Source organism: Jiella flava (assembly GCF_017349315.1).
Classification (GTDB): Bacteria; Pseudomonadota; Alphaproteobacteria; order Rhizobiales; family Rhizobiaceae; genus Jiella; species Jiella flava.
The window spans coordinates 18,327-44,597 of the sequence record NZ_JAFMPP010000011.1 but is presented as its reverse complement, the minus strand read 5'-3'; the positions used below and the strand labels follow the sequence as shown (position 1 = coordinate 44,597).

Here is a 26,271-nt window from a genome sequence, read left to right as displayed (position 1 = left end):
GGTTAAAATTATCTTACGTTGCGATAGTTTCGATTACCTCTACGAAACCATACCGGCGTGCGGCGCCCTTCATGTCGTTGTTGGAAACGATCGACACGCATCCGTGAAAGCGGCATGAGAGCATGATGCCGAAACGTTGCATGACGTTTCGGATCCCATCATGCGGTAAAACAAGGGCTTGGAGCGGAATAGCGATTCCGGCTGATCGCATTTCGTTCTGCAGCATCGGCCCGAAAATCGGAATCGATTTTCGGCAACGCACGATGCGTCGATTCAAAGGGCTAGTGAGCCATGAACACTGGCAGATCGGCCTTGGCGAGAATGCCGCTGGTCGCCCCGCCGAAGATCATCTGCCGCAGGCGGCTCTGGGTGTAGGCGCCCTTCAGCAAGAGATCACAGCCGAGCGCCCGGGTTTCAGCCAGGATCGTCTCGCCGGAGCGGATGCCGCCGGATGGCAGCAGCTTCAATTCCACGTCGAGACCGCTCGCCGCAAGCCGCCGCTGAACCAGTGCGCCCGACGGCTGATCACCGAGCCCGCCATCGTCGGCCAGGACGACGACCCGTTTTGCCATTCGCAAAAACGGTCGGGCGAAAGCGATGGTGCGGGCGGTTTCGCTGGAGCCGTTCCAGGCAACCGCGATGCTCTCGCCAAAGCCTGTCTCCAGCCGCATCGGCGGCGCGATCAAAATCGGCCCACCGCTTTCGAACAAAGCCGATTCCAGCGAGGTGATCGAGGCACCCTCCGGGCTCGGACGGCCGACGACGGTCAGATCGAAAACCCGCCCATAGCAGCCGAGAAACGCGTCCCCGGCCATCGGCTTGTCGTTCCACGACCAGCGCGGCCCGCTCCGAGCGCTCACTCCCGCCAACGCCTCGGCGCCACCGTCGCCCTCGCCCGGCGCAATCGGCACGTCGGCCTCTCGCATCACCCGCTCGGTGAGCTCGCGTGCCTCGTCGCGGTTGCGGCGGTGATCGAAGTCGGCACCGTTCATGATCGCGACACCCGCCGGATCCCAGGTGAGATTGACCAGCGGCGGCATTTGCAGGGCGAAGGCCTCGACATGGCCGGCAAACCGGCGGGCGACCTCAGCCGCCATCCGCAAGGCGTGTTCGCCATCACCATGGCTTTCCGCCGGCACCAGGATCGCTTTCATCCGCCCTCACTCGATTTGACAGTCGACGCCATTGGCCGCTCCGGCGCTGCCGCATCGAAACCAGCATGATCCCAAAGCGTGCGCGATGGCAACCGCATCACCACGGCAAAACCATGGCCCGAACCGCCGCGCCGGCTATGCATTCCCTATCGGCACAATCCATGATTTCGCCATCAACTTCGCCGCGGATGCGGCGTTTGCGCTCGCTGAGCGCCAAGGCTACTCTTCGCGCCTGACGTCTTGGGAGGGACCGCCGGCATGGGCGAACAGGGTTCGAAAACGGGAGGCCGGGCCGACGACATGGCAATGCCCGAGGAGCGGCGCGAGCTGCACGATCCTCTCGCCTCGAGCTTTCCGGTCAGCCGCGAAGGGCAGATGCTCTTCCTGATCGCCATCGCCTTTTCCACCTTCCAGCTCCTCACCGCCGCGCATCTGTGGGATCTGCCGAGCCAGATCGTGCGCGCCGCGCATGTCGGCTTTCTCTGCCTGCTCGGCCTGCCGCTGGTCGCCGCGGTCAAACGGGAGCCGAAGACTGTCAGAGCGCTGTTCTGGCTGCTCGGCCTCTGCGGTATGGCGGTCGCCGCCTATCAATGGTGGGAATACAAGGCGCTGATCTTCAGAGCCGGCTCGCCGCTCCTGCAAGACACCGTCGTCGGCGTCGTGGCCCTCGCCGTCCTGTTCGTCGCCACCTGGCGGATCATGGGATCGGCGCTGCCAATCATCGCCGGCCTGTTCCTCGCCTACTGCCTGTTCGGCCAGTATCTGCCCTCGCCCTTCGTCACCCGCGGCTATGCATTCTCGCAGGTGATCGATCACATGGCGTTCGGCACCGAGGGCATCTACGGCATCCCGACCTATGTCTCGTCGAGCTACATCTTCCTGTTCATCCTGTTCGGCTCATTCCTCGAGCGCGCCGGGATGATCAAGCTGTTCACCGACGTCGCCCTCGGGCTCGTCGGCGGCGCCAAGGGCGGCGCGGCCAAGGTGGCGGTGTTTTCCTCCGGCCTGATGGGTACGATCTCGGGATCGGGCGTCGCCAATGTCGTCACCACCGGCCAGTTCACGATTCCGCTGATGAAGCGCTTCGGCTACCGGCCGGAATTTGCCGGCGGCGTCGAAGCGACGTCGTCGATGGGCGGACAGATCATGCCGCCGGTGATGGGTGCCGTCGCCTTCATCATGGCCGAGACGCTGAACGTCGCCTATGCCGAGGTGGTGACCGCCGCGCTGATCCCGGCGATTTTGTATTTCGCCTCGGTGTTCTGGATGGTGCATCTGGAAGCCGGCAAGCGGAACCTTCTCGGGCTCGCCAAGGAGGATATTCCGTCCGCCTGGGGCGCGCTGAAGACCGGCTGGTATCTGATCCTGCCACTCGCCGTCCTCGTCTGGCTGTTGTTTGCCGGCTACACGCCGCTTTATGCCGGGACGATCGGCCTCGCCTTGACCGCTCTGCTAATTCTGGGCGCGCCGCTCGCCACCCGCATGCCGGGCCTGGCGATCCGCATCGTGTTCTGGATCGTCATCGGCCTCTCGGCCGCGGCCTTCTTCGAATACGGCATCATGCCGATCGTCGTGGCGATCGCCGTGCTGGTCGTCGCCTGCGCCTTCCTCAAGGGCGGGCGCGAAACGCTGATCGCGGTGCGCGACGCGCTTGCCGACGGCGCCAAGACCGCCCTGCCGGTCGGCATCGCCTGTGCCATTGTCGGCATCATCGTCGGCACCATGACGCTCACCGGCGTCGCCAACACCTTCGGCCAGTTCATCGTCTCGGTCGGCGCCACCTCGCTGTTCTTGTCGCTGGTGCTGACGATGATCACCTGCCTGATCCTCGGCATGGGTATCCCGACGATCCCAAACTACATCATTACCTCGTCGATCGCCGGCCCGGCGCTGCTCGCCCTCGGCGTGCCGCTGATCGTGTCCCATATGTTCGTCTTCTATTTCGGCATCCTGGCGGACCTGACGCCGCCGGTGGCGCTCGCCTGTTTCGCCGCCGCGCCGATCGCCAAGGCTCCCGGCCTGCGCATCTCCTTCGAGGCGGTGAAGGTGGCGCTCGCCGGCTTCGTCATTCCGTTCATGGCGGTCTATACGCCGGCCTTGATGCTGCAGGACGGCGGGCCGCTGGCGGCCGAGATCGGCTATCCGCTGGCGGTCGCCTATATCCTGGTGAAGGCGTGCCTTGCCATCGGCCTGTGGGGCGCGGCGGCGATCGGCTATCTGATCGGCCCGATGCGCTGGTGGCAGCGCCTGATCGCGGCGGCGGCCGCCTTCACGCTGATCGCCGCGCTGCCCTTGACCGACGAAATCGGCTTTGGTCTCGCCGTCGCCGCCATCGCTTTGCATCTTCACACGGTGCGCGCCGAGCGCGCCGGCACGCCGACGCCTGATACAAAACGTCGCGCCACAAGGCCGGCCGAATGATCTGCATCCTCACCGCCGGCAAGACGATCGCCATCGCCGCTTCGGCCTTCACCCTGGCCTGGACGCATTCGGTCGAAAAGACCCGCTGGGAGGAACATTGGCGGGCGGGGCCGGAGGGGCTGACGGTCATCGAAGGGCGGATCGAGGGATCCGGTGCCGGCATGGAACCCCCGGAAAACTCTCGACTTTTGGACGGCGCCTATGTTTATGAGCTGCATCGAACGCCGATCCCCGAGCTGGTGCTCGCCGCCTCCGGCGGGACCGTCAGCGGCTGGACATTTTGCGCCAAGGGACGGCCATGCCGCAACCTTGGACAGACCCAAACCGCGCCGATCCACATCCGCTGGTGCGCGGCGCCCGCCGCTTACAGCGTGACAAAAACGCCGTAACGCCGTCGCACGTCCGCTGCGACAGGGTAGACTTAACGTCGCGTAATTCGTACCTTTCGCCGCGATGGGCTGATGTCGGGACGGGACGTGGGTTAGCGCCATCTTCCGAGGCATGAATCCGGACGATCACCGATCTTTCGGGCCCAACTCATGCAGAGATTTTGACAGCTTGGATCGGCGAGGCGGCTGAAACGTCGCGCGCCGACGATGTCGAGACGCGGGTTCCTCCGCGTCGTTGTTGCCTGAGGCGTCGATGCGGCACATTTCCTACACCAGCATGGCGAACGAGCTGACCCAAGACGAGTTTTCCGGCATCCTCGCCCATGCCCGGCAAGCCAACGAAGAGCGCCAGATCTGCGGCGCGATCGCCTTTGACGGTCGGATGATCACCCAGATCCTGCAAGGGCCTGCTACCGAGGTCGACGAACTCTATCTGCGCATCCAGTCCGATCGGCGCCACACCGGGGTGGTGCTGCAATCGCGCGCCGACATCGATGCCTCACAGTTCGAAGGCTTCGGGCTGACCCGGATGACACCGTCGGACCTGTTCATGATCGCCATGACGATCGAAGAGCGTTACGGCGCCGGCGACAGCTCAGCGGTGCCGCTGTTTGGCCGAGTGAGCTGACGACGGGAAAGCCCGCCGCCCGTCGCGTCACGTCTCTGACTTGAAGCTTTGAAACAGCGCCGCGAGCATCGGCACGCCGGTTTCCACGAGATCGAAGGCTTCTTCGGTCTTCAGCCACAGCGAAAACAATCCATGGACCGCCGCGCAATAGGCGCTTGCAGCGCCTCTTGCCGACCAGTTCCGCGACAGCGTGCCCTCCGCCTCGGCCTTGGCAAAAACCCGCTCGATCCGATCGTAAAATTCATCGTCGCTGCGGCGGATGCTGGTCAGAGCCTCCTGCATTTCGCCGATATATTCGCAGCGCAGCAACAAGATGGTGAAAACGCGCTTGCCGCGCTCGTCGGTCGGTGCAAAGCGCAGCACCTCCAGCGTTCGCTCCAGCAACCGATCGAGGAGATGCGGAGCACCAAGCAGGTCCGCGACGGCGAAGAACCGCTCTTTCGGCAGACGGGCGCGCGCCTGCATCGCCATGAACAAATCGAGCTTGTTGGCGAAATGCCAATAGATCGCGCCTCTTGTCAGCCCGGCCTCGGCGGCGATTTGCGCCAAGGTCGTCGCGGCGACGCCCTGGCAATAAAACAAATGCTCCGCAGCGTCGATGATCGCTTCGCGGGTTTGTTCCGCGCATTCCTTGGTTCGTCGCATACGGGCCTCCTTGCACCTATACATACACGCATGTATGTTTGATGCAAAGCAACATGGGCGGCTTCGTCCTGTCGGTCCCGAAAGTCTTTTGATGCCATTGCTTATCCTCCGCAGAGACATGTGGATCGCCGTCGCCGTTCTGTTCATGCCGCTTTCCGCCGCCGCCCAAGCGCCGCAAATGCCGCCGCCGCAGGTCAGCGTCGAAACGCTCAAAACCCAGACCGTGCCGGTCACGTACGACTATCCCGGCCGCGTCGTCGCCTCGCGCGAGGTCGAGGTGCGGGCCCGGGTCGGCGGCATTCTGCTCGCCCGCAAATTCGACGAGGGCGCGCGGGTGAAGAAGGGCGATCTGCTCTTCATCATCGATTCGGCGAGCTATCAGGCGCAGGTGGCGCTTGCCCGCGCTCAGGTCGCCCAGGCCGAGGCCCAGCTTGGCCAAGCGCGGCGCAGCGAGGAGCGCGCCCGCGCGCTGGCCAAGAGCGGCGCCTCCAGCCAGGCGACCCTCGACGACGCGGTTTCGGCCCGCGAACTCACCGAAGCCCAGCTCGAAGCCGCAAAAGCCCAGCTGAAAACGGCGGCCCTCTCCCTCGACTACGCCACCGTCGAAGCCCCGGTCGCCGGCATTACCAGCCTGGAACAGGTGCCGGAGGGCAGCCTTCTGTCGAGTGGGGATCTCCTGACCAAGATCAGCCAGATCGATCCGGTCTATGTGAACTTTGCCGCCACCGACACCGAAGCCGCGGCGATCCGCGACATGGTCGAATCCGGCGCCGTCGAAGGCGTCTCGAAGGCCACCGATCTGAAGGTCGAAATCCAGTTCGGCGACGGCTCGTCCTATGGCGAGACCGGGCGGATCGACTTCACCTCGACCTCAATCGACAGCGACACCGGCACCATCCTGTCGCGCGCGGTCATGCCCAATCCGCAGAGCCGTCTCCTGCCCGGCCAATTCGTGCGGCTGCGGCTGAACGGGCTGGTGGTCAGGGATGCGATCGTCATTCCGGCCGAGGCGCTGATGCAGGGGCCGCAGGGCACCTTCGTCTACACCCTTGACGACGAGAACGTCGCCGCCGTCGCGCCGATCGAGATCCGGCGCCAGATCCCCGGCGGCTACATCGTCAAGACCGGCTTAAAGGCCGGCGACCGGCTGGTGACCAAGGGCGTCGTCAAGGTCCGCCCCGGCGCTCCGGTCAAGCCGACGACGGCGCCGGCGGCGGGATCGACACCGGGCAAACCAGATGGCGACACGACGCCGGGCAGCCAGCCGTCCAAGGAGACGGCCAAACGATGAATTCCCGCTTTTTCGTCGACCGGCCGATCTTCGCGGTCGTCATTTCGATCATCATCACGCTCGGTGGCGTCCTCGCCCTGAAGGCGCTGCCGATCGAGCAATATCCGCAGCTCGTGCCGCCGCAGGTGGTGGTGTCGGCCACCTATCCCGGCGCCAGCGCCGAAACCCTTGCCCAGACCGTCTCGGCGCCGATCGAACAGCAGATCAACGGCGTCGAGAACATGATCTACATGCAATCGACGAATTCCTCGACGGGGACGGCGTCGATCGCAGTGACCTTCGCGTCCGGCACCGATCCCGATCAGGCGACGATCAACGTCAACAACCGCGTCCAGCAGGCCGTGCCGTCGCTGCCGCAGGAGGTCCAGCGGCTCGGTGTCACGGTCAACAAGCGCTCCTCGCAGATCCTCGCGGTCATCACCATGTCGTCGAGCGATCCGCGCTACGACGCGACCTATGTCTCGAACTACGCGCTGCTCTACGTCCTCGACGAGTTGAAGCGCCTGCCGGGCATTGGCGAGGCGCAGCTCTTCGGCGCCCGCAACTATTCGATGCGGATCTGGCTGCAGCCCGACCGGCTGGCCCAATACGACCTCACGCCGACCGACGTCGCCGAGGCGATCCGCGACCAGAACGCCCAGTTCGCCGCCGGCCAGTTCGGCGCGCCGCCGACCGACAAGTCCCTTGCCTTCACCTATTCGGTGACGACCGAGGGGCGGCTGCCCGACAAGGAAGCCTTCGAGAACATCATCCTGCGGTCGGACAAGAACGGCGCCTCGCTGCTGTTGAAGGACGTCGCAAGGGTCGAACTCGGCGCCCAGGATTACGGTTTCAACGCCACCTATAACGGCACGCCCACCGTGCCGATCGGCATCTATCTGCAGCCGGGCGCCAATGCACTGGCAACGCTGGAAGCGGTCAACGCCCGCATGAGCGAGTTGCAGCAGTCGTTTCCGAATGGCATTTCCTACGCCATCCCCTTCGACACGACGAAATTCATCGAGGCCTCGATCGAGGAGGTGATCCACACCTTCATCGAAGCGATGGTGCTGGTCTTCCTCGTCGTCTTCATCTTTCTCCAGTCCTTCCGCGCGACACTGATCCCGATGCTCGCCGTGCCGGTGTCGATTCTCGGCACCTTCGGTGCGCTGCTCGCCTTCGGCTTCTCGATCAACCTTCTGACGCTGTTCGGCCTGGTGCTCGCCATCGGCATTGTCGTCGACGACGCGATCGTGGTCTTGGAAAATGTCGAGCGGATCATGTCGCGCGAAGGCCTGTCGCCAAAGGAGGCGACGGCCAAGGCGATGCGCGAGGTCACCGGGCCTGTCATCGCCATCGTCCTCGTCTTGTGCGCGGTGTTTGTGCCGGTCGCCTTTCTCGGCGGCCTCGCCGGCACGATGTACCGGCAATTCGCGCTGACCATCGCCGTCTCGGTGACGATTTCGGGCATCGTCGCACTGTCGCTGACGCCGGCGCTCTGCTCGGTGATCCTGAAGCCCGGCCACGGCGAGCCGATCGCCCCATTCCGCTGGTTCAATGCCGGCTTTGCCAAGCTCACGAATGCCTACGGGGCGGGCGTCGCCTTCGTCATGCGGCGGGCGGTGCTGGCGCTGGTGCTGTTCGGCGCCCTGTGCTTCGGCGTCTGGCACTTCATGCAGACGCTCCCCAGCTCGCTGGTCCCCGACGAGGACCAGGGCGTCAATTTCGCCGTCGCCATCCTGCCGCCGGCCGCCTCGCTGCAGCGCACCACCGACGTCATGGACCAGGTGGTGGCGAATATCCGCAAGCATCCGGCGGTGCAGGACGTCACCGCCTTTGCCGGCTTCGATCTCCTCGCCGGCGTGCAGAAGACCTCGGCGGGCGTTGCCTTCATCACGCTGAAAGATTGGTCCGAGCGCACCGATCCGTCGCTTGACGCACGCAATCTTGTCGGCCCGCTGATCGGCATGAATGCCAAAATCCGGGACGGCATGGTGCTCGCCTTCAACCCGCCGCCGATCCAGGGCCTGTCGACCACCGGCGGCTTCGACCTGTTCGTTCAGGACCGGCGCGGCGGCGGCTCGGAAGCGCTGCTCAAGACCGCCAACGCCATCGTCGCGGCGGCCGCCAAGCGGCCGGAGCTTGCCGGCGTGCGCACCTCCTTCTCGGCCAATGTGCCGCAATACCGGATCGACGTCGACAGCGAGAAGGCCAAGGCTTTGAACGTGCCGATCGCCTCGATCTTTTCCACCATGCAGTCGACCTTCGGGACGCTCTACGTCAACGATTTCACCCTGCTTGGCCGCAACTACCGGGTCACGCTGCAGTCGGAGGCGGATTTCCGCCAGACGCCGGAGGATCTGCGCTTCGTCTATGTGAAGTCGTCGAGCGGCGCGATGATCCCGCTCGACACGCTGCTTCACGTCAAGCGCGTCGTCGGCCCCGACCTCATCGAGCGCTTCAACGCCTTCAATGCCGCGAAGATCTCCGGCGGTCCGGCCCCTGGCTATTCGTCCGGCCAGGCGCTTTCGGCGATGCAGGCGGTCGCGGCCAAAACCCTGCCCGCGGGTTATAAGATCGCCTGGACCGGCTCGGCCTATCAGGAGATCCAGGCCGGCGGCACCGGCGCCATCGCCATCGGCTTCGGCATCTTGATGGTGTTCCTGATTCTCGCCGCCCAATATGAACGCTGGACGCTGCCGATCGCGGTGATTCTCACCGTGCCCTTCGCCGTCTTCGGCGCGCTCTTGGCCATCTGGCTGCGCGGCCTCGACAACGACGTCTATTTCCAGATCGGCCTCGTGACGCTGGTCGGACTGGCGGCGAAGAACGCGATTTTGATCGTCGAATTCGCCGTCCTGAAGCGCGAAGAGGGCCTTACGGCGTTCGATGCGGCGCTGGAGGGCGCCAAGCTGCGCTTCCGGCCGATCGTGATGACCTCGCTCGCTTTCATCCTCGGTGTCGTCCCGCTGGCGATCTCGAGCGGCGCAGGCTCGGCCTCCCGCCATTCGATCGGCACCGGCGTCATCGGCGGGATGCTGGCCGCGACCTTCGTCGCGATCTTCTTCGTGCCGTTGTTCTATCGTCTCTTGTCACGGGACAAGACGCCGGCAGCCGGCAGCCATGCGGACCGGGCCGACAAGCTTCCGGCGCCGCATCCGGCCGAATAACCGGACGCGGACGTCGCAAGATGGGCGGGCGCCCCCTGACCGGCGCCCGCCTGTTGCCAAGGCGTTATCGGCCGCGGCTCGGGGCCGAGGATGACTGCCCGCCGGCGCCTGGCGAGCGGATCGGCAGCTTGGCATATGGCCTTGGCGTCTCACATCGAAGCCCGAAACGCCAAGGCCTGTCGTCAACCAGCCGTCAGATGTGGATCGGCTTGGCAAAGGCGGCAAAGGCCGCCTCGCGCATGGCTTCCGACAGGGTCGGATGGGCGTGCGAGGTGCGGGCGAGATCTTCCGAGGCACCGCCGAACTCCATCAGCAGCGCCGCTTCGGCGATCATGTCGCCGGCATCGGCGCCGAGGATGTGGACGCCGAGGACGCGGTCGGTCTTGGCGTCGGCCAGCACCTTGACGAAGCCGTCGGTCTGCAGCATCGCCCGGGCGCGGCCGTTGGCCATGAAGGGGAATTTGCCGACCTTATAGTCGATCCCGGCCGTCTTCAGCTCTTCCTCGGTCTTGCCGACCGAGGCGACTTCCGGCGCCGTGTAGACCACTGACGGGATCGCGTCGTAATTGACGTGGCCCGACTGGCCGGCGAGGATTTCGGCGAGCGCCACGCCCTCGTCTTCGGCCTTATGGGCGAGCATCGCGCCCTTCACCACGTCGCCGATCGCATAGATGCCGTCGACATTGGTCTTGAAATGACCATCGATCTCGACCCGGCCACGATTGTCCAACTTGACGCCGGCGGCTTCAAGGCCGAGGCCCTCGGTATAGGGCTTGCGGCCGGTCGCCACCAAAACGACGTCGGCCTCGAGCGTCTCGGCCTCGCCGCCCTTGACCGGCTCGAAGGTCACCTTGGCGCCGGTCTCGGCCTTGTCGACGCCGGTCACCTTGGCGCCGAGCTTGAAGCTCAGGCCCTGCTTGGCGAGCAGCTTCTGGAAGGCGGTGGAGACCTCGCCATCCATCGGGCCGAGAATCTTGTCGAGATACTCGACCACCGTCACCTGCGCCCCAAGCCGCGCCCAGACCGAACCGAGCTCGAGGCCGATGACGCCGCCACCGACGACGACCAGCCTCTTCGGCACCTCGGGCAAGGCGATGGCATGGTCGGAGGAGACGATGGTGGTCTCGTCGAATTCGACCTTCAGGCCCGGAATCCCGGCAACCTCGGAGCCGGTCGCAATGCAGATCGCCTTGGTCTGCAATGTCTCGCTCGAGCCGTCGTCCTTGGCGACCACGACCTCCCCCGCCGACCGGATCGAGCCGGCGCCGATCAGGCCGGTGATCTTGTTCTTCTTGAACAGATAGGCGATGCCGTCGACATTCGACTTCACCGTCTTGTCCTTATGTCCCATCATCGTGGCGAGGTTCAGCTTGGGTGAAACCTCGATGCCCATCTCGGCGAAGGAATGACTGGCCTCGGCAAAGGATTCCGAGGCATAGAGGAGGGCCTTCGACGGAATGCAGCCGACATTCAGGCAGGTGCCGCCATAGGTCTTGCGCTTTTCGACGACGGCGACCTTCAGCCCGAGCTGCGCCGCCTTGATGGCGCAGACATAGCCGCCGGGGCCGGAGCCGATGACGACGAGATCGTAGGTGTCAGCCATGGGAGATGTGTCTTTCGGTCTGATTGGCGTTCAAGTGGATCAGACGCCCGGCGGGCGCCGCAAAAGTTGGGAGCTTCTTTCCAACGGCAACGCGGGCCATGCAACCTCCTGCCCGGATCCGGCGGACCGTCCGGCGCGACGGCGAGCGGAGGGTCCGCCGCTCAATCGCCGCCGACGTCGCAGTCGCCGGAGGTTTCGTCGAATTTGGTGCGGGCCGGCCGCAGCGTCGCCTTGGAGATCTGCAATGGCACGAACGGCGGCGTCGCCTGGTTAGCCGGCTGAATGAAACGGGTAACGTAGCAGCCGGCGAAGACCTTGACCGACCCATCGGTCCCGATCGCCTCGATCACCGTGGGAACGGAGGTGTAAACCGAACCGGCCGCCCCCTCGCTCAAGGGATCGCCGAATTTCAGCTTCACGCCGCCGGTGGTCTCATAGCCCTTCTCGAAGGTCGCAAAGTCCGGCCGGCTGGAGTCTTCGGCAAAGTAGCTCCAGGCGCGCAGATATTCGTGCCGATCGATGGCGTTATAGAGCGATCGGATCAACGAGACCGGCGTGGACCGGTCATCGAGATAGTCCTCGTCGATGCCGGCTGTGTCGGATTTGGGAGCCGGAGCGCTCTCAGCCTGCGATGCGTCGGGGGCGCTGGCCTGCGCCGTCGTCGCGGCGGGCAGCGACGTGTCGAGGGCCGCCGCGGGGCCGATCGGGCCGGCTAACGCCGCGAAAACGCCGCAGAGAAGGGAAGCGGAACTCACAATTTTCATGGCAGGATGGCCCTTGCGCCGGAGACGTCGAGAATGGCGCCGGTGGAATAGCTCACGTCGATGGAGGCAAGCAGGAGGATTGCTTGGGCCCCCTCGTCGGCGGTGCCGGCCCGGCGCAATGGCAGGCTGAAGGCCATGGCGGCCAACTGGGTCGGCACGCCGCCCAAGGCGTTGCAGTCAGCGATCATGCCGAGGCGTGCCGTCGCCGCCCCAATGCCGCGCGAACGGCCGGTGACGACCGTCACGCCGGGAGCTAAATCTGAAGGGGGCTGCGACACGACGATCAAAGTCCGTTCTTGAAGGTCACCGGCTCAACCGGCCGGCGCGAGCGTCAGCCGCGAGCGATCGGTATAATCGGGAAGCTTGGTGTGTTCGTCGATCACCGCGCTCTGCAGCTGCTCGATGGTGAGGTTCTTGGCGCCAGTCAGATCGGCGCCGCGCAGATCGATTCCGGTCATGTCGGCGTCGTGAAAATTCACCCGGACGAAGACGGAGTCGCGGGCATCGGCGCGGCGTAGATTTGCAGCGGTCAAATTCACGCCCGTGAAATCCAGGGTGCGCAGCACCGTCCCCTCGAAGCAGAACTGGTGCTGAAGGCGCGAACCCTGATCGTCAGCGATCGAACTCATCGCTCACCCTCCTTCGCAACAACCTCTGCGATCGCGCGCGCATCAAACGGCGCCCGGCCGCCATCGAAATCCGCCATCTTCCGATCGAGCTGGTTTTCGAGAAGCTTGAAGACCGATCCCGACAGATCCGGAAAATCGACGGTGATCTCGCCAAGAATATAGATCGCCGCGAGACGGACTTCCATTTTATCGTCACCGAGCTGCCCGGCGGCCCGGTTGAACAACTCCATGACATGCGCGCGTCTGGCAAGCTCGGCCTGCACGACCGCCGTTCCGGCCTGCGTCGTCCCCGGCCCGACATTTTTCCAGGCCGGAGAGGCGCCGACGGCGGCGGCGGCCGTCAGCGCGAGATTGCGGAAGATCTCCGAGCGGTGGACCAGCGTCTCCATCCCGGCGATCCTCCCGTCCGCCGATTAAAGGTCGAGGACCAACCGCTCCGGATCTTCCAGGCTCTCCTTGACGCGCACCAGGAAGGTGACGGCTTCCTTGCCGTCGACGATCCGGTGATCGTAGGACAGCGCCAGATACATCATCGGCCGGATCACCACCTGGCCGCCGATCGCCATCGGCCGCTCCTGGATCTTGTGCATGCCGAGGATGCCCGACTGCGGCGCGTTGATAATCGGGGTCGACATCAGCGAGCCGTAGACGCCGCCATTGGTGATGGTGAAGGTGCCGCCCTGCATGTCGGACATGCCAAGCTTGCCGTCGCGGGCGGCTCTGGCAAGCCGCGACAGTTCCTTCTCGACCTCGGCGATGGACATCTGGTCGGCGTCGCGGATCACCGGGACGACGAGGCCCTTGTCGGTGCCGACCGCCATGCCGATATGGCAGAAGTTCTTGTAGACGATCTCGTTGCCGTCGATCTCGGCGTTCACCGCCGGGATCTCCTTCAGCGCGTGGCAGACGGCCTTGGTGAAGAAGCCCATGAAGCCGAGCTTCACGCCATGCTTCTTCTCAAAAAGGTCCTTGTACTTCTTGCGCAGCTCCATCGTCGCGGTCATGTCCACCTCATTGAAGGTGGTCAGCATCGCGGCGGTGTCCTGCGCGTCCTTCAGGCGGCGGGCGATGGTCTGGCGCAGCCGGGTCATCTTGACCCGCTCCTCGCGGGCCGCGTCATCCGGCGCGGACGACGCACGCGGCGTCTGCTGCGGCTTATCCTTGGCCGACGACGCCCCGCCCTTGGCGATGGCGTCGAGAACGTCACTCTTCAGCACCTGGCCTTGCTTACCGGAGCCTTCGACGTCGCCGTCCTTGAGGCCCTTTTCGCGCATCAGCTTGGCGGCCGAGGGTGCCGGCGGACGGCCCGCTTCAGCCTGATCCTGACGGCGCGGGGTCTCGTCGGTGCCGCTGCCACCGGCGGCCGAGCCCGACGCCGAAGCGCCGGAGCCGGCGGCCGCGCCTTCCTCGATCTTCAGGAGCAGCGCACCGACCTTGACCTCGTCGCCCGGCTTGACCGCCATCTCGCGGATGACGCCGGCCACCGGCGACGGAATTTCCTGCGCGGCCTTGTCGGTTTCGAGTTCGAGCAGCGACTCGTCAACCGAAACGCTGTCGCCGACCTTTCTGAAGATCTCGCCGACGGTCGCCTCGGTGACCGATTCGCCGGCGGCCGGAACGGTGATCTCGACCAGCTTGCCGGCGGCTTCGGCCTTTTTCGGCTCGCTCTTCGCTTCGGCCTTGGCGGGTGCCGACTTGGCACTGCTCGTCTTGGCCGACGCGCCATCACCCTCGCCGATCGCACCGATAACGGCCCCAACCTCGACGGTCTCACCTTCCTGGGCCGCGATGTCGGACAGGACACCGGCGGCCGGTGCCGGCACTTCGACCGTCACCTTGTCGGTTTCGAGCTCGGCGATGGTCTCGTCGAGCTCAACCCGGTCGCCGGGCTTCTTGAACCATTGGCCGATCGTGGCTTCGGTCACGGATTCGCCGAGGGTCGGCACTTTGATTTCGGTAGCCATCAGTCTCGTTCGTTCAGAATTGGCGTTCTAATGGGAATGCGTTCAAGAGCCTTCGGGACGAACCCGCCCGGCGATCAGCCGAGCGCGTCCTGCAGGAAATCGGCAAGCTGTTTCAAATGGTTCGCCATGGTGCCAGCGGCCGGCGAAGCCGCCGCCGGACGACCGGTGTAGCGAGCCCTGCGCTTTTCCGAGTCGATATGGTCCAGAACCCATTCGAGATAAGGGTCGATGAAGGACCAGGCGCCCATGTTTCTCGGCTCCTCCTGGCACCAGACCATCTCCGCCTGCTTGAAGCGCGACAGTTCGGAGATCAGCGCCTTGGCCGGGAACGGATAAAGCTGTTCGAGACGCAACAGGTAGATGTCGTCGATGCCGCGCTTCTCGCGCTCCTCGTAAAGGTCGTAATAGACCTTGCCCGAGCACATCACGACCCGCCGGATCTTGTCGTCCGAAACCAGCTTGGTCTCGGCGTTTTTGTCCATCTCGGCGTCGTCCCACAGCAGCCGGTGGAAGCTCGTCTCGCCGGCCATATCGGCCAATTTCGAGATCGCCCGCTTGTGACGCAGCAGCGACTTTGGCGTCATCAGCACCAAAGGCTTGCGGAAGTCGCGCTTCAACTGGCGGCGAAGGGCATGAAAATAGTTGGCCGGCGTCGAGCAGTTGGCGACCTGCATGTTGTCTTCCGCACACATCTGCAGGAAGCGTTCCAGGCGCGCCGACGAATGTTCCGGACCCTGGCCCTCATAGCCGTGCGGCAGCAGCAGGACGAGGCCCGACATGCGCAGCCACTTCCTCTCGCCCGACGAGATGAACTGGTCGATGACCACCTGCGCGCCGTTGGCGAAATCGCCGAACTGCGCTTCCCACAGCGTCAGGGCGTTCGGCTCGGCCAGCGAATAGCCGTATTCGTAGCCAAGCACCGCCTCTTCCGAGAGCATCGAGTTGATCGCCTCGTAGACCGCCTGACCCTTGGCGAGATTGGCGAGGGGGATGTAACGGCTTTCGTCCTCCTGGTCGTAAAGCACCGAATGGCGCTGGGAGAAGGTGCCGCGCTCGACATCCTGGCCGGACAAGCGCACGGGATGGCCCTCGGTGACCAGCGTGCCGAACGCCAGCGCCTCGGCCGTCGCCCAGTCGATCCCCTCGCCGCTTTCGATGATCGCGGCCCGGTTGTCGAGGAAGCGCTTGACGGTCCGGTGGACGTTGAAGCTGCCGGGCACGGTCGCCAGTTTGCCGCCGATCTCCTTCAGCGTCTTCATCGGCACACCGGTGATGCCGCGCCGCGGTTCGTCCTCCTGCTCGGCCTTGCGCAGGCCCGACCAGGCTCCGTCCAGCCAATCAGCCTTGTTGGGCAGATAGCTCTGTCCGGCCTCGAACTCTTCGTCGAGTTGCTTGCGAAACTCGGTGCGGCGGCTCTCGACGTCCTCGTCGCTCAGCAGACCCTCGGCGACCAGCTTCTTGGCATAGATCTCCAGCGTCGAGGGGTGATTGCGGATGGTCTTGTACATGATCGGCTGGGTGAAGGCCGGCTCGTCGCCCTCGTTGTGGCCGAACCGCCGATAGCAGAACATGTCGATGACCACCGGCTTGTGGAATTTCATGCGAAATTCCGTGGCCACCTTGGCCGCATAGACCACCGCTTCCGGATCGTCGCCATTGACGTGGAAGATCGGCGCTTCGACGGTCTTCGCCACGTCCGAAGGATAGGGAGACGACCGCGAAAAGCGCGGATTGGTGGTGAAGCCGATCTGGTTATTGATGATGAAATGCACCGTGCCGGCAACCCGGTGACCGCGCAGCGCCGACAGGCCAAAGCATTCGGCGACGACGCCCTGGCCAGCGAAGGCCGCGTCGCCGTGGATCAGAAGCGGCAGGATCTGCGCGCGGGTATCGAGCGGCACCACCTCGTTGCGGGCCCGCCCGGCGATCTGATCCTGCTTGGCGCGGGCCTTGCCCATCACCACCGGATCGACGATCTCCAGATGCGACGGGTTGGCGGTCAGCGACAGATGCACCTTGTTCTGATCGAACTCGCGATCGGACGAAGCGCCGAGATGGTACTTCACGTCGCCCGAGCCTTCGACGTCGTCGGGCTTGAACGATCCGCCCTTGAACTCGTGGAAGATCGCCCGATGGGGTTTGGCCATGACCTGAGAGAGCACGTTCAAGCGGCCGCGATGGGCCATGCCGAAGACGATTTCCTTCAAGCCCAGCTGACCACCGCGCTTGATAATCTGCTCAAGCGCCGGGATCAGCGCTTCGCCGCCGTCGAGACCGAAGCGCTTGGTGCCCTTGTATTTGACGTCGAGAAATTTCTCGAAGCCCTCGGCCTCGATCAGCTTGTTGAGGATCGCCCGCTTGCCCTGGGCGGTGAACTCGACGCCCTTGTCCGGGCCCTCGATCCGCTCCTGCAGCCAGGCCTTCTCCTCGGGATTGGAGATGTGCATGAACTCGACGCCGAAGGTCGAGCAATAGGTGCGCTCCAGGATGTCGACCATCTGGCGGATGGTCGCAAATTCCATGCCGAGGACATTGTCGATGTAGATCTTGCGGTCGTAGTCGGCTTCGGTAAAGCCGTAGGCCTTGGGCGACAGCTCGTTGTAATCGTCGTCGGCCGACTTGGCGATGCCGAGCGGGTCGAGCTTGGCGTGCAAATGGCCCCGCACCCGATAGGCGCGAATCAGCATCAACGCGCGGACGGAGTCGCGGCTGGCGCGATTTAAAGCGTCGCCAGACGGCGTGGCGCCGTCCGCCTTAGCCTTTTCCTTGACCTTGGTTTCGATGCGCTGTTCGACCGAGCCCCAATTGCCGTCAAGGGCCGAGACCAGCTCGCCATTCATCGGGATCGGCCAATTGTCACGACTCCAGGACGGACCGTCCGCATTCTTCTTCACATCCTCTCGGCCATCGCCGAGCTGCTTGAAGAAGTCGCCCCACGCGGCGTCGACGGACGCGGGGTCGTCCTCGTAGCGGGCGTAAAGCTCCTCAATGTAATCGGCATTGCCGCCATAGAGGAAGGAGGAAAGAGCGAAATGATCGTTCGCTTGGCTGCGTGACATGTTCGAGTTCGCGGCGCGGGACAGGCGCCGCCTCCTATCGGAATCATTTGGTCCGGCCGGGCGCATCCCTAAAACCGGTTACAGACGCCACGACCCTTCGGCCGCAAATTCGGCTTTGCCATGGCTTTTACCTGGCAAAGCCTTCATCTTTCGTTTCTTTCCGCTGCGGCTCAGCCCTTCAGGACTTCGCTCAGCGTCGTGCCGAGACGAGCCGGCGATGGCGAAACGCGGATGCCGGCCGCTTCCATCGCGGCGATCTTGTCCTCGGCGCCACCCTTGCCGCCGGAGACGACCGCACCAGCATGGCCCATGGTGCGGCCCTTCGGCGCCGTGCGGCCAGCGATGAAACCGACCATCGGTTTCTTGCGGCCCTTGGCGGCCTCGTCCTTGAGAAACTGCGCCGCATCCTCTTCGGCCGAACCGCCGATCTCGCCGATCATGATGATCGACTTCGTCGCCTCGTCAGCCAGGAACATCTCGAGCACGTCGATGAATTCGGTGCCCTTGACCGGATCACCGCCAATGCCGACCGCCGTGGTCTGGCCGAGGCCCTCGTTCGAGGTCTGGAAGACCGCTTCGTAGGTCAGCGTTCCGGAGCGCGAGACGATGCCGACATTGCCCTTCTTGAAGATATTGCCCGGCATGATGCCGATCTTGCATTCTTCCGGCGTCAGAACGCCCGGGCAGTTCGGGCCGATCAGGCGCGATGAGGATTTCTCCAGCTTGGCCTTGACGGTCACCATGTCGGAAACCGGGATCCCCTCGGTGATGCAGGTGATGAGATCGATCCCGGCGTCGATCGCTTCGACGATGGCGGCGGCGGCCCCTGCCGGCGGAACGTAGATCACCGAGGCGGTGGCACCGGTCGCTTCCTTGGCCTCTCCGACGGTGGCGAAGATGGGCAGCTCGGTGCCCGCCTTGTCCCTGGCGCCTTCACCCGCCGTCCAGGTCTCGCCACCCTTCTTCGGGTGAATGCCGGCGACCATCTGCGTGCCGAAATAGGCCAGCGCCTGCTCGGTGTGGAAGGTGCCGGTCTTGCCGGTCAGGCCCTGAACGATGACCTTGGTGTTCTTGTCGACCAGAATGGACATGGTGTTGCTACTCCTTGAAGGTCACCCTGCTGCGACAGGAGGGCGTTACAGAAACGGATTGATGGCGGTCACCGACCCGTAGGCCTGACCGTGGCTGAGATCTTCGGTGTAAAGGGTCGTGGCCCCGAGGCGCGCCGCGGCGGCGATGATCGCGCCGCGTCCAACCGAAATCTGAAAGCGCTGCGCCACATCGATGCCGGCGAGCACCAGGCGGTCGTCGAGCGGGACGCAGGGCTTGCGGCCGAGCAGCGATACCCAGCGCCGGGCCTCGTCCGGCGGAACCGGTACAGGCTTCGTGCGAATGGCATGGGCGTAGAATTCAGCCAGCACTTGTCCGCTTGTGCCAAACGCCGTCGTGAGCAGGCCGTGAGCGACCTGCCATTTGGCCGGCTCGCTCGCCTGGGCGGTCGCGGCGTAGATGAAGATGTTGGTGTCAAGAAACACCTCAGCGCCAGCGATCAAAACGCGGCTCTCCGGAACAGGTCTCGTCGCGACTGGGCCGCCAGTTGCCCATGTCGGCCTTGCTGTCGCGCGAAAGCTTGAGCAGCTCTTCGGTCACCTCGTCCCGTTCCTGCTCCTGTGCGACCAGGCGCTGCAGATAGGTCCGCACAAGCTCGTTCACGCTCGTCCGCTTGATCGCGGCGAGGACGCGCACCTTGTCGAGGAGATCCTCGTCGATGGCGAGGGTGATATTCTTGGCCATGACGGCGAGCCGATCGCGCTCCAACACGGGTTATGTGGAGCACATATCCTGTGCGGATGACACATGCAACCGCGATCAACCGCGCCAGCGCGCGAAAGGCGATTGCGGCGGTTTTAACCGCCACCGCGCTTCAGCTTCGCCCAATCGCCGATCATCCGGCCGGCTTGGCGCCGGCGTCCTTGCCGAGCTTGGTGAGTTCCGCCCGGCCCATGGTCAGAACGAAGCGCGTGCCGCCGGCCGGGATCGCGGTCATGGTGACCACCTGGCCGGTGTCGTCGACGAAGCTCCACAGCGACGCCTTGTTGCCGGCAAGGCCCGGCATCGGCGCGCCGCCGACGACGCCGTCGATCTGGGTCATCACCGCCGGATCGAAATCCTGCGGCTTCTTCGACAGCACCATCTGGCAGCTCGTCGCGGTGACATGTGGGAACGGCACGCGGGTGATGGTGACGAAACTGCCATCGCCCTTGGTGGCGGTGAACATGCCGGAAGCGGCCGCTCCGCCGGCCATGCCGGACTGATCGGCCTTCGGGATCTTCCAGCCCTTGGCCATCGCGATCTTCCCGGCCTCCGGCACGTTCTTCATGCCGGCCGAGCAAATTTCCAGATATTGCGCGATATCGGGTGTCGCATCCTTCGGCGGCGTCGTGATCGGCAGTGTGACCTGCGCGGCGCCGGCAGAGCCAGCCACACAGGCGGCAAAGGTCGCGGCAAGCGGCAGCGAAAGGGACAGGCGCAAACAGGCAGCCGCCATGGGCTTGGCGTTAAGTGTCATCTCAGATCCTCCCTCGATGGTCATGTCCGGCAAAACGGCGTGCCCATCCGCTGCCCTGACTGCCCCGCGATCGTGGCGAAGCAGCGGCCGAAGAGCAAGTTTCGGCTGCAGTCGAGGTTTCGCGGCCGCATCGTCCGGGGTCGGCTCCGCGAAAAACACGGCGCCCCGAGCCCGGCATCCCAAAATGCCAGCCTCGGGGCGAATCGATCGGCGGCGAGACCGCTCAGCGCGTCAGCCGACGGCGGCGACGATCTTCTTGGCGGCGTCGTCGAGATCGTCGGCCGGGGTAATATTGAGACCCGAGGCATCGAGAATCGCCTTGCCCTTGTCGACATTGGTGCCTTCGAGGCGCACCACCAGCGGCACCTTCAGCCCGACATCCTTGACCGCCGCGACGACGCCCTCGGCGATGACGTCGCAGCGCATGATGCCACCGAAGATGTTGACCAGAATGCCCTTCACATTCGGATCGGCGGTGATGATCTTGAAGGCTGCGGTGACCTTCTCTCTGTTGGCGCCGCCGCCGACGTCGAGGAAGTTCGCCGGCTCCTTGCCGTAGAGCTTGATGATGTCCATCGTCGCCATGGCCAGGCCCGCGCCGTTGACCATGCAGCCGATGTCGCCATCGAGGGCGACATAAGCGAGGTCGTATTTCGACGCCTCGATCTCCTTGGCGTCCTCTTCCGACTCGTCGCGCAGCGCCTTGATGTCGTCATGGCGGAACAGCGCGTTGCCATCGAAGGACACCTTGGCGTCGAGCACCCGCAGATGGCCGTCGGTCATGACGATCAGCGGATTGATCTCGAGCAGGCTCATGTCCTTCTCGGTGAAGGCTTTGTAGAGGATCGGGAAGAGCTGCATGCCGTCGACCTTGGCGGCACCGCCAAGATGGAGAGCCGAGCAGAGCTTCTCGGCGTCGGCCGCGGTCACGCCGGCGATCGGATCGATCGGCACGGTGACGATCTTGTCCGGGGTCTCTTCGGCGACGGTCTCGATGTCCATGCCGCCCTCGGTCGAGGCGACGAAGGCGACCTTGCCGACCGAGCGGTCGACCAGCAGCGAGAGATAAAGCTCGCGGTCGATATCGGCGCCGTCCTCGATATAGAGGCGGTTCACCTGCTTGCCGGCCTCGCCGGTCTGCTTGGTGACAAGGGTGTTGCCGAGCATCTCCTTGGCGTTCGCTACGACTTCGTCGATCGACTTGGCGAGGCGCACGCCGCCCTTGGCGTCAGGGCCGAGCTCCTTGAACTTGCCCTTGCCGCGACCGCCCGCATGGATCTGGCTCTTGACGACGTAAAGCGGGCCGGGAAGCTGCCTGGCGGCAGCCTCCGCCTCGTCGACGCTGGTGATCGCCACGCCTTGCGCAACGGGGGCGCCGTACCCTTTCAGGACTTCCTTGGCCTGATATTCGTGGATGTTCATGGAAGTGTCCGGTCTCTCGTTTCAGCCTTGACGGCGGAGGAAATGGCGAAAAGCCGGAGCGCCGGCCCCGGCTTTGTCAAAATTACTTCAGGCTCGGGGCGATGCCCTGACAGGCCTCCATCAGGCCCTTGACGGCGGTGACCGACTTTTCGAACTGGGCCTTCTCATCGCCGTTCAGGTCGATCTCGATGACGCGCTCGATGCCGCCCTCGCCGATGACGCAGGGAACGCCGACATACATGTCGGAGAGGCCGTACTGGCCCGACAGATGGGCCGCGCAGGGCAGAACCCGCTTCTTGTCCTTCAGATAGGCTTCGGCCATCTCGATGGCGGAAGCGGCCGGCGCGTAATAGGCCGAACCGGTCTTCAACAGGCCGACGATCTCGGCGCCGCCGTCACGGGTGCGCTGGATGATCTGTTCCAGACGCTCGGCCGTGCACCAGCCCATCTTGACGAGATCGGTCAGCGGGATCCCGGCGACGGTCGAGTAGCGCGGCAGCGGGCACATCGTATCGCCATGGCCGCCGAGCACGAAAGCGGTCACGTCCTGGACCGAAACGTTGAATTCCTCGGCGAGGAAGGTGCGGAAGCGCGAGGAGTCGAGCACGCCGGCCATGCCGACGACCTTCTCCTTGGGCAGGCCGGAAAACTTCTGCAGCGCCCAGACCATCGCGTCGAGCGGGTTGGTGATGCAGATGACGAAGGCGTTCGGCGCGTATTTGGCGATACCGGCGCCGACCTGCTCCATGACCTTCAGGTTGGTGCCGAGCAGATCGTCGCGGCTCATGCCCGGCTTGCGCGGCACGCCGGCCGTGACGATGCAGACATCGGCGCCTTCAATGGCGGCGTAGTCGTTGGCGCCCGACAGCTTGGCGTCGAAGCCTTCGACCGGACCGGACTCAGCAATGTCAAGCGCCTTACCCTGCGGCGTGCCCTCGGCAATGTCGAACATAACGACGTCGCCGAGTTCCTTCAGACTGGCCAGATGGGCGAGCGTGCCGCCGATCATGCCGGAACCGATGAGTGCGATCTTCTTACGAGCCAAAGTCTCAATCCCTTAAGTTGTCGCGGCGATCGGTCCCTCCTGACCGCGTCGTCCGCCGAGAACATCGCGCCTGTCGCAGATCCCGAAGCTCATGAGTTGAACCGGGATCGTTGCGGCATCGCGCATCGGGCATCGAGACCATGCAAGGTGGCGACTTCTCCGGTCTGGCCGGCTCGCCATGCTGCAATGCAACGGTGCCCCCGTTGATGGGCACGCTTAGACCTGTCTCAGTTCGCATGCAACAAGCAAAATATCGGGTGAGGAAATACAATCGTTTAGATGGATTCCAATTTACGTAAAAGTAAGAATTTGCACATGTCGCCAAAAGAACTCGGCCGGCGCGCGGCCAGCCCGTCAAGCGCGATCCGGCGCGCTTCACCGATCCAACGCTCGCCGATCTACAGCATCGGCCCGACAATCGGAATCGATTTTCGGCAAAGCACGATGCGTCGATTCAAAGGGTGAGAGCGACCTTTCTGCGTCCGATCAGATGCAGGGGGTGCTCTAACGCCCGCGGCCGTCTTGGTCTACCCCACCGGCCGGACCCTTCATGCCCGCCAGTCGGCAACCCATGTCCGGCTCAGCGCCCGCGCCGAGCCTGCAATCGCGCCTTACGCCGGGCTTCGGCGGAGAGGCTCACCCGTTCGAGCGTGTCCAGAACCTGCGCCACCTCCTCGCCATTGAGCGAGGTGATCGATTCTGCCAAGCGGTTGGCGAGCCGTGTCGCGACGGGCGACAGGCCGCCGGTGTCGACGACGATTTTCGGATCCGACAGTTCGGCCAGCCGCTCGAGCTCCTCGGCATCATCCCAGATCACGTTCAGATAGCCGATGATCCGCTGCAGCATCGCCCAGGTCGGACGGCCCCGCCGTCCATGCTCCAGCGCCGAGAGATAGGCCGAGGAAACGCCGAGCGCCCGCGCCATGTCCTGCTGGGTGATGTTGCGCTCGCGCCGCAACGCGCGAACCTTTTCGCCGAAAGGCGTCATGGCGCCCTCCCGCCCGGCCGCCGCACCCGGACATACAGCGCGCCGTCGCCGCCATGATGACGCTCGGCCCGGTCAAAGCCGGAGACCAGCGGCCGAAACAGCGCGCTCGCGAACCATTGCGGCACCACCCGGCGCAGGATGCCGCGCGAGCCGCCCGGCATGCCGCGACCCGTGATGACGAGAACGTGGCGCAGGCCCATCGCCTGCGCCTGGGCGAGAAAGCCCGAAAGCGCCGCATAGGCCGCCGTCTGGGTCATCTCATGCAAGTCGATCCGCGCCTCGATGGCGATGCGGCCCTTGGCGATCTTGCGGCGGGTCGGTCGCTCGATCGGATGTTGCGAAGCCAGCGCGCCGCCTTTAGCCGGATTGCCCGAACCCGCCGCGCCCATCGTCACCTGCGGCTGGGCTTGAAGCGGGCCTTTGTTGCCTGCGGTCGGCGGAGGTAACGCCCCATCGATCGCCGGCGGCCGCGGATCGGCCGGAACGACCGGCATCGCCTTGCCCTTGAGCGGCACCGCCTGCCGGGCAACGCTCGCCCACAGGCGCTTGTCTTCGTCACTGAGGATCCGGCGCCGCCTCATCGCACCAGCTCGGTGGCCAGGTCCGGTGGCACGAGCACATGGAAATCCGCCGCGTGCCGGATCGTGCCCGCCAGCGCACCGGCAGCATCGCCCGTGCCGACGAAAATATCCGCCCGGGCCGGCCCGAGGATCGCCGAGCCGGTATCCTGAGCGACCATCACCCGGCGGAATGGCTTGGCCTCGATCATCAGGCTATCGGAGGCGATGAAATAGGGCACGCCGTATGTCGCCAGCAGCCGATCGACGGCGATCGAGGCGAGCGGCGTCAGCGGCACCTTGGCCGCGCCGATCGGCCCGAGCGCCGGATCGTTGACCGGCATGATGGCGAAGAAGATGAAGGAGCGGTTGCGATTGAGCACTTCGTCGCGGCGATCGGGATGCTGATCGAGCCAGCGGCGGATGCCGGCCATGTCCGCCTCGGCAAGGGTCAGCGCGCCCTCCTCGACCAGGCTGCGGCCGATCGCGGTAAAAGCCTGGCCGCTCTTGGCCACATAGCCGACGCGCATGTCGCTGCCGTCCTGCATATGCAGGCGTGCCGAGCCCTGGACATGGATGAAGAAGGCGTCGATCTTGCTCTTCAGCCAGGCGATTTCGAGCCCACGGCCTTTCAGGGCGCCAGCCTCGATCGCCGCCCGGTCAAAATATTCGCCGATCATCCCGCAATCGAGCTGGCGAGCGAACCGCATGTCGGGATCGAAGCCCGGCGGCCGATTGATCGCGTCGATCTTGATCAGATCCTTCGGTCGGCCATAGAGGGGAAAGCCAAACGCGGCCGTTTTGACCCGCGAGGCCTCGACCACCGGCTCGTAATAGCCGGTCAGAAAGCCCTGCCCCGTCTCCGGCCGCAGCGCGACGGGCACGAAATGCGTCGCAAAGAACTGCCGAGCGGCGGCCGGATCGTCGATCGCGCCAGCGGCAAGCGCCGCAGCGGCGGCAGGGCGATAGGCGGCAGCCCGAATGCCGAGCGACCCGGTGTCGAAGGCACCGTCCGACAAGCGCGCGGCACTTTGCCGGAACGCCGAAAAGGCCGCCCGAAGGTCGGCCTCGCCAAATCCGGCCAGCGCGTCAAAAGAGCGCGAGACAAACCCCACCATCGCCCGCCTCTGGGATCGAAACCGTCACGCCTCGTCGGATTCAGTACCGACGAGCTTCCAATTGGGATCGCGCGAGCGCGTGTCGCGAGCGAAGATCCAGACGTCGCGAACCTCAACCACGGCCTCCGGATCGCCATCGACGACCTCGCTATTCGGCCCGAGTGTGGCGCTGATCAGCTGCGAGACGAAGCGCACCGTGAGCTGCGCCTCCCGCCCCTTCAGCTCGGCGGCGACGAGCTTGGCCTCGTCGATGCCGATGAAGGACGAATTCATCGTTTGCCCCGCCGCCTCGCGCTCGGCGATCGCCTTGTCGAAATCCGCATAGACCTCGGACGACAACAGCCCCTTGAGTAACCGGCGATCGCCGTCGGCAAACGCGTTCACCACCATCTCATAGGCGACCTTGGCGCCATCAAGAAACTCGACCGGATCGAATTCGGTATCGACGTCGCGGATCTTGCGCAGCTCGGCGTTCAGCGGGCTGCCAGGCACCGCGACCTTATCGACCTTCTCGTAAAGCACCCGCGCCGGCACCCCTTCGTCGTCCTCCGCGCGACGCTGCGGGAGGGTGACGACATTGCCGTTGGATGCCGCCTCCTCGCGCGGCGTATCCGGACGCGAATAAGGATCGAAGGGCGGACGCTCATTCCCGGTTCGCCGACCCAGCACGTTGCGCAGCTGAAACAGGACGACCGCCGCAATCACAACTAAGATAATCGTCCCCAAACCCATCGCGCGCTGTTACCTTAAAGTTTTCTCGGCTGGAATGGCCTCCATATAGAGATGCGCGGGCGTGCATTCAAATCCGTTGTCGCACTCCCTATCTACCTGTCGAAACCAACGGCAAAACTGCCTGCTTGCCCTCGCCCCGCCCTC

Annotated in this window: 24 protein-coding genes; 5 read left to right on the top strand and 19 right to left on the bottom strand. The window is 64.6% G+C overall.

Features of this window, described 5'->3' with window-relative positions; genetic code table 11:
* Window positions 1–281: 281 nt before the first annotated feature.
* Window positions 282–1,154, bottom strand: a complete 873-nt coding sequence (locus J1C48_RS13020) for a universal stress protein (RefSeq protein WP_207258297.1) — start codon at window positions 1,152–1,154, stop codon at window positions 282–284.
* A 300-nt stretch (window positions 1,155–1,454) separates the two neighbouring features.
* On the opposite strand from J1C48_RS13020, the gene J1C48_RS13015 reads away from it, so the two are divergent.
* From J1C48_RS13015 to J1C48_RS13005, 3 genes are all read left to right on the top strand, one after another.
* Window positions 1,455–3,575 carry a TRAP transporter permease gene (locus tag J1C48_RS13015; RefSeq protein WP_425523505.1) on the top strand — a complete coding sequence of 707 codons (2,121 nt, stop codon included), beginning with the start codon at window positions 1,455–1,457 and terminating at the stop codon, window positions 3,573–3,575.
* Window positions 3,572–3,964, top strand: a complete 393-nt coding sequence (locus J1C48_RS13010; protein ID WP_207258295.1) for a DUF1850 domain-containing protein — start codon at window positions 3,572–3,574, stop codon at window positions 3,962–3,964. Before J1C48_RS13015 ends, J1C48_RS13010 begins: the two co-directional genes overlap by 4 nt.
* A 253-nt stretch (window positions 3,965–4,217) precedes the next feature.
* On the top strand, window positions 4,218–4,592 hold the full coding sequence (locus tag J1C48_RS13005; protein ID WP_207258294.1) for a BLUF domain-containing protein: 375 nt from the start codon (window positions 4,218–4,220) through the stop codon (window positions 4,590–4,592).
* Window positions 4,593–4,619: 27 nt separating this feature from the next.
* On the opposite strand, the gene J1C48_RS13000 is transcribed toward J1C48_RS13005, so the two are convergent.
* Window positions 4,620–5,237, bottom strand: coding sequence for a TetR family transcriptional regulator (locus tag J1C48_RS13000; protein WP_207258293.1), 618 nt, complete (start codon window positions 5,235–5,237; stop codon window positions 4,620–4,622).
* A 91-nt stretch (window positions 5,238–5,328) separates the two neighbouring features.
* Here J1C48_RS13000 and J1C48_RS12995 point away from each other — a divergent pair, with 91 nt between their 5' ends.
* Entirely contained in the window at window positions 5,329–6,528 is a 1,200-nt protein-coding gene (locus J1C48_RS12995) for an efflux RND transporter periplasmic adaptor subunit (protein ID WP_207258292.1), read from the top strand.
* Complete coding sequence (locus tag J1C48_RS12990) at window positions 6,525–9,677, top strand: efflux RND transporter permease subunit (protein WP_207258291.1); 3,153 nt, start codon at window positions 6,525–6,527, stop codon at window positions 9,675–9,677. Before J1C48_RS12995 ends, J1C48_RS12990 begins: the two co-directional genes overlap by 4 nt.
* Before the next feature lie 193 nt (window positions 9,678–9,870).
* Here J1C48_RS12990 and lpdA read toward each other — a convergent pair whose 3' ends face one another.
* The 17 genes from lpdA to J1C48_RS12905 all read right to left on the bottom strand — a co-directional run bounded on the left by lpdA (window position 9,871) and on the right by J1C48_RS12905 (window position 26,127).
* Window positions 9,871–11,280 carry a dihydrolipoyl dehydrogenase gene (gene lpdA / locus J1C48_RS12985; RefSeq protein ID WP_207258290.1) on the bottom strand — a complete coding sequence of 470 codons (1,410 nt, stop codon included), beginning with the start codon at window positions 11,278–11,280 and terminating at the stop codon, window positions 9,871–9,873.
* Window positions 11,281–11,441: 161 nt separating this feature from the next.
* A complete protein-coding gene (locus J1C48_RS12980) occupies window positions 11,442–12,044 on the bottom strand; it encodes a hypothetical protein (protein ID WP_207258289.1) in 603 nt (200 codons plus the stop codon).
* Window positions 12,041–12,322 (bottom strand): Rossmann-fold NAD(P)-binding domain-containing protein, encoded by a 282-nt coding sequence (locus tag J1C48_RS12975; RefSeq protein ID WP_207258288.1) that lies wholly within the window; start codon window positions 12,320–12,322, stop codon window positions 12,041–12,043. Before J1C48_RS12975 ends, J1C48_RS12980 begins: the two co-directional genes overlap by 4 nt.
* Window positions 12,323–12,355: 33 nt before the next feature.
* Window positions 12,356–12,673 carry a pentapeptide repeat-containing protein gene (locus J1C48_RS12970; RefSeq protein WP_207258287.1) on the bottom strand — a complete coding sequence of 106 codons (318 nt, stop codon included), beginning with the start codon at window positions 12,671–12,673 and terminating at the stop codon, window positions 12,356–12,358.
* Complete coding sequence (locus tag J1C48_RS12965; RefSeq protein WP_207258286.1) at window positions 12,670–13,062, bottom strand: hypothetical protein; 393 nt, start codon at window positions 13,060–13,062, stop codon at window positions 12,670–12,672. Before J1C48_RS12965 ends, J1C48_RS12970 begins: the two co-directional genes overlap by 4 nt.
* 24 nt (window positions 13,063–13,086) lie before the next feature.
* Window positions 13,087–14,637 (bottom strand): 2-oxoglutarate dehydrogenase complex dihydrolipoyllysine-residue succinyltransferase, encoded by a 1,551-nt coding sequence (odhB, locus tag J1C48_RS12960; RefSeq protein ID WP_207258285.1) that lies wholly within the window; start codon window positions 14,635–14,637, stop codon window positions 13,087–13,089.
* Window positions 14,638–14,711: 74 nt separating this feature from the next.
* Complete coding sequence (locus J1C48_RS12955; protein WP_231081779.1) at window positions 14,712–17,696, bottom strand: 2-oxoglutarate dehydrogenase E1 component; 2,985 nt, start codon at window positions 17,694–17,696, stop codon at window positions 14,712–14,714.
* A gap of 170 nt (window positions 17,697–17,866) precedes the next feature.
* Window positions 17,867–18,787, bottom strand: coding sequence for a succinate--CoA ligase subunit alpha (sucD, locus tag J1C48_RS12950; RefSeq protein ID WP_207258283.1), 921 nt, complete (start codon window positions 18,785–18,787; stop codon window positions 17,867–17,869).
* A gap of 45 nt (window positions 18,788–18,832) precedes the next feature.
* The gene (locus tag J1C48_RS12945) at window positions 18,833–19,231 is read right to left on the bottom strand and encodes a PIN domain-containing protein (RefSeq protein ID WP_231081778.1); all 399 of its coding nucleotides are present in this window, start codon (window positions 19,229–19,231) and stop codon (window positions 18,833–18,835) included.
* 1 nt (window position 19,232) lies between these two features.
* Entirely contained in the window at window positions 19,233–19,490 is a 258-nt protein-coding gene (locus J1C48_RS12940) for a DUF6364 family protein (protein ID WP_207258282.1), read from the bottom strand.
* A gap of 151 nt (window positions 19,491–19,641) precedes the next feature.
* Window positions 19,642–20,265, bottom strand: a complete 624-nt coding sequence (locus tag J1C48_RS12935) for a hypothetical protein (RefSeq protein WP_207258281.1) — start codon at window positions 20,263–20,265, stop codon at window positions 19,642–19,644.
* A 231-nt stretch (window positions 20,266–20,496) separates the two neighbouring features.
* Window positions 20,497–21,687: an ADP-forming succinate--CoA ligase subunit beta gene (sucC, locus tag J1C48_RS12930; RefSeq protein ID WP_207258280.1), complete on the bottom strand. Its 1,191-nt coding sequence runs from the start codon at window positions 21,685–21,687 to the stop codon at window positions 20,497–20,499.
* 82 nt (window positions 21,688–21,769) lie between these two features.
* Window positions 21,770–22,732 carry a malate dehydrogenase gene (mdh, locus tag J1C48_RS12925; protein ID WP_207258279.1) on the bottom strand — a complete coding sequence of 321 codons (963 nt, stop codon included), beginning with the start codon at window positions 22,730–22,732 and terminating at the stop codon, window positions 21,770–21,772.
* A gap of 580 nt (window positions 22,733–23,312) precedes the next feature.
* Window positions 23,313–23,720, bottom strand: a complete 408-nt coding sequence (locus J1C48_RS12920; RefSeq protein ID WP_207258278.1) for a helix-turn-helix domain-containing protein — start codon at window positions 23,718–23,720, stop codon at window positions 23,313–23,315.
* Entirely contained in the window at window positions 23,717–24,301 is a 585-nt protein-coding gene (locus J1C48_RS12915) for a Smr/MutS family protein (RefSeq protein ID WP_207258277.1), read from the bottom strand. Before J1C48_RS12915 ends, J1C48_RS12920 begins: the two co-directional genes overlap by 4 nt.
* Window positions 24,298–25,395, bottom strand: coding sequence for a murein transglycosylase A (gene mltA / locus J1C48_RS12910; RefSeq protein WP_207258276.1), 1,098 nt, complete (start codon window positions 25,393–25,395; stop codon window positions 24,298–24,300). The genes J1C48_RS12915 and mltA overlap by 4 nt, the downstream gene beginning before the upstream one ends.
* A 24-nt stretch (window positions 25,396–25,419) precedes the next feature.
* Entirely contained in the window at window positions 25,420–26,127 is a 708-nt protein-coding gene (locus J1C48_RS12905; RefSeq protein WP_207258275.1) for a Tim44/TimA family putative adaptor protein, read from the bottom strand.
* Between the last annotated feature and the right edge of the window lie 144 nt (window positions 26,128–26,271).

Excerpts from the sequence above, each read along its gene's own strand:
- J1C48_RS13020 (WP_207258297.1), bottom strand. The coding sequence starts at position 1,154 with ATGAAAGCGATCCTGGTGCCGGCGGAAAGCCATGGTGATGGCGAACAC.
- J1C48_RS13015 (WP_425523505.1), top strand. The coding sequence starts at position 1,455 with ATGGCAATGCCCGAGGAGCGGCGCGAGCTGCACGATCCTCTCGCCTCG.
- J1C48_RS13010 (WP_207258295.1), top strand. The coding sequence starts at position 3,572 with ATGATCTGCATCCTCACCGCCGGCAAGACGATCGCCATCGCCGCTTCG.
- J1C48_RS13005 (WP_207258294.1), top strand. The coding sequence starts at position 4,218 with ATGCGGCACATTTCCTACACCAGCATGGCGAACGAGCTGACCCAAGAC.
- J1C48_RS13000 (WP_207258293.1), bottom strand. The coding sequence starts at position 5,237 with ATGCGACGAACCAAGGAATGCGCGGAACAAACCCGCGAAGCGATCATC.
- J1C48_RS12995 (WP_207258292.1), top strand. The coding sequence starts at position 5,329 with ATGCCATTGCTTATCCTCCGCAGAGACATGTGGATCGCCGTCGCCGTT.
- J1C48_RS12990 (WP_207258291.1), top strand. The coding sequence starts at position 6,525 with ATGAATTCCCGCTTTTTCGTCGACCGGCCGATCTTCGCGGTCGTCATT.
- lpdA (WP_207258290.1), bottom strand. The coding sequence starts at position 11,280 with ATGGCTGACACCTACGATCTCGTCGTCATCGGCTCCGGCCCCGGCGGC.
- J1C48_RS12980 (WP_207258289.1), bottom strand. The coding sequence starts at position 12,044 with ATGAAAATTGTGAGTTCCGCTTCCCTTCTCTGCGGCGTTTTCGCGGCG.
- J1C48_RS12970 (WP_207258287.1), bottom strand. The coding sequence starts at position 12,673 with ATGAGTTCGATCGCTGACGATCAGGGTTCGCGCCTTCAGCACCAGTTC.
- J1C48_RS12965 (WP_207258286.1), bottom strand. The coding sequence starts at position 13,062 with ATGGAGACGCTGGTCCACCGCTCGGAGATCTTCCGCAATCTCGCGCTG.
- odhB (WP_207258285.1), bottom strand. The coding sequence starts at position 14,637 with ATGGCTACCGAAATCAAAGTGCCGACCCTCGGCGAATCCGTGACCGAA.
- J1C48_RS12955 (WP_231081779.1), bottom strand. The coding sequence starts at position 17,696 with ATGTCACGCAGCCAAGCGAACGATCATTTCGCTCTTTCCTCCTTCCTC.
- sucD (WP_207258283.1), bottom strand. The coding sequence starts at position 18,787 with ATGTCCATTCTGGTCGACAAGAACACCAAGGTCATCGTTCAGGGCCTG.
- J1C48_RS12940 (WP_207258282.1), bottom strand. The coding sequence starts at position 19,490 with ATGGCCAAGAATATCACCCTCGCCATCGACGAGGATCTCCTCGACAAG.
- J1C48_RS12935 (WP_207258281.1), bottom strand. The coding sequence starts at position 20,265 with ATGACACTTAACGCCAAGCCCATGGCGGCTGCCTGTTTGCGCCTGTCC.
- sucC (WP_207258280.1), bottom strand. The coding sequence starts at position 21,687 with ATGAACATCCACGAATATCAGGCCAAGGAAGTCCTGAAAGGGTACGGC.
- J1C48_RS12920 (WP_207258278.1), bottom strand. The coding sequence starts at position 23,720 with ATGACGCCTTTCGGCGAAAAGGTTCGCGCGTTGCGGCGCGAGCGCAAC.
- J1C48_RS12915 (WP_207258277.1), bottom strand. The coding sequence starts at position 24,301 with ATGAGGCGGCGCCGGATCCTCAGTGACGAAGACAAGCGCCTGTGGGCG.
- mltA (WP_207258276.1), bottom strand. The coding sequence starts at position 25,395 with ATGGTGGGGTTTGTCTCGCGCTCTTTTGACGCGCTGGCCGGATTTGGC.
- J1C48_RS12905 (WP_207258275.1), bottom strand. The coding sequence starts at position 26,127 with ATGGGTTTGGGGACGATTATCTTAGTTGTGATTGCGGCGGTCGTCCTG.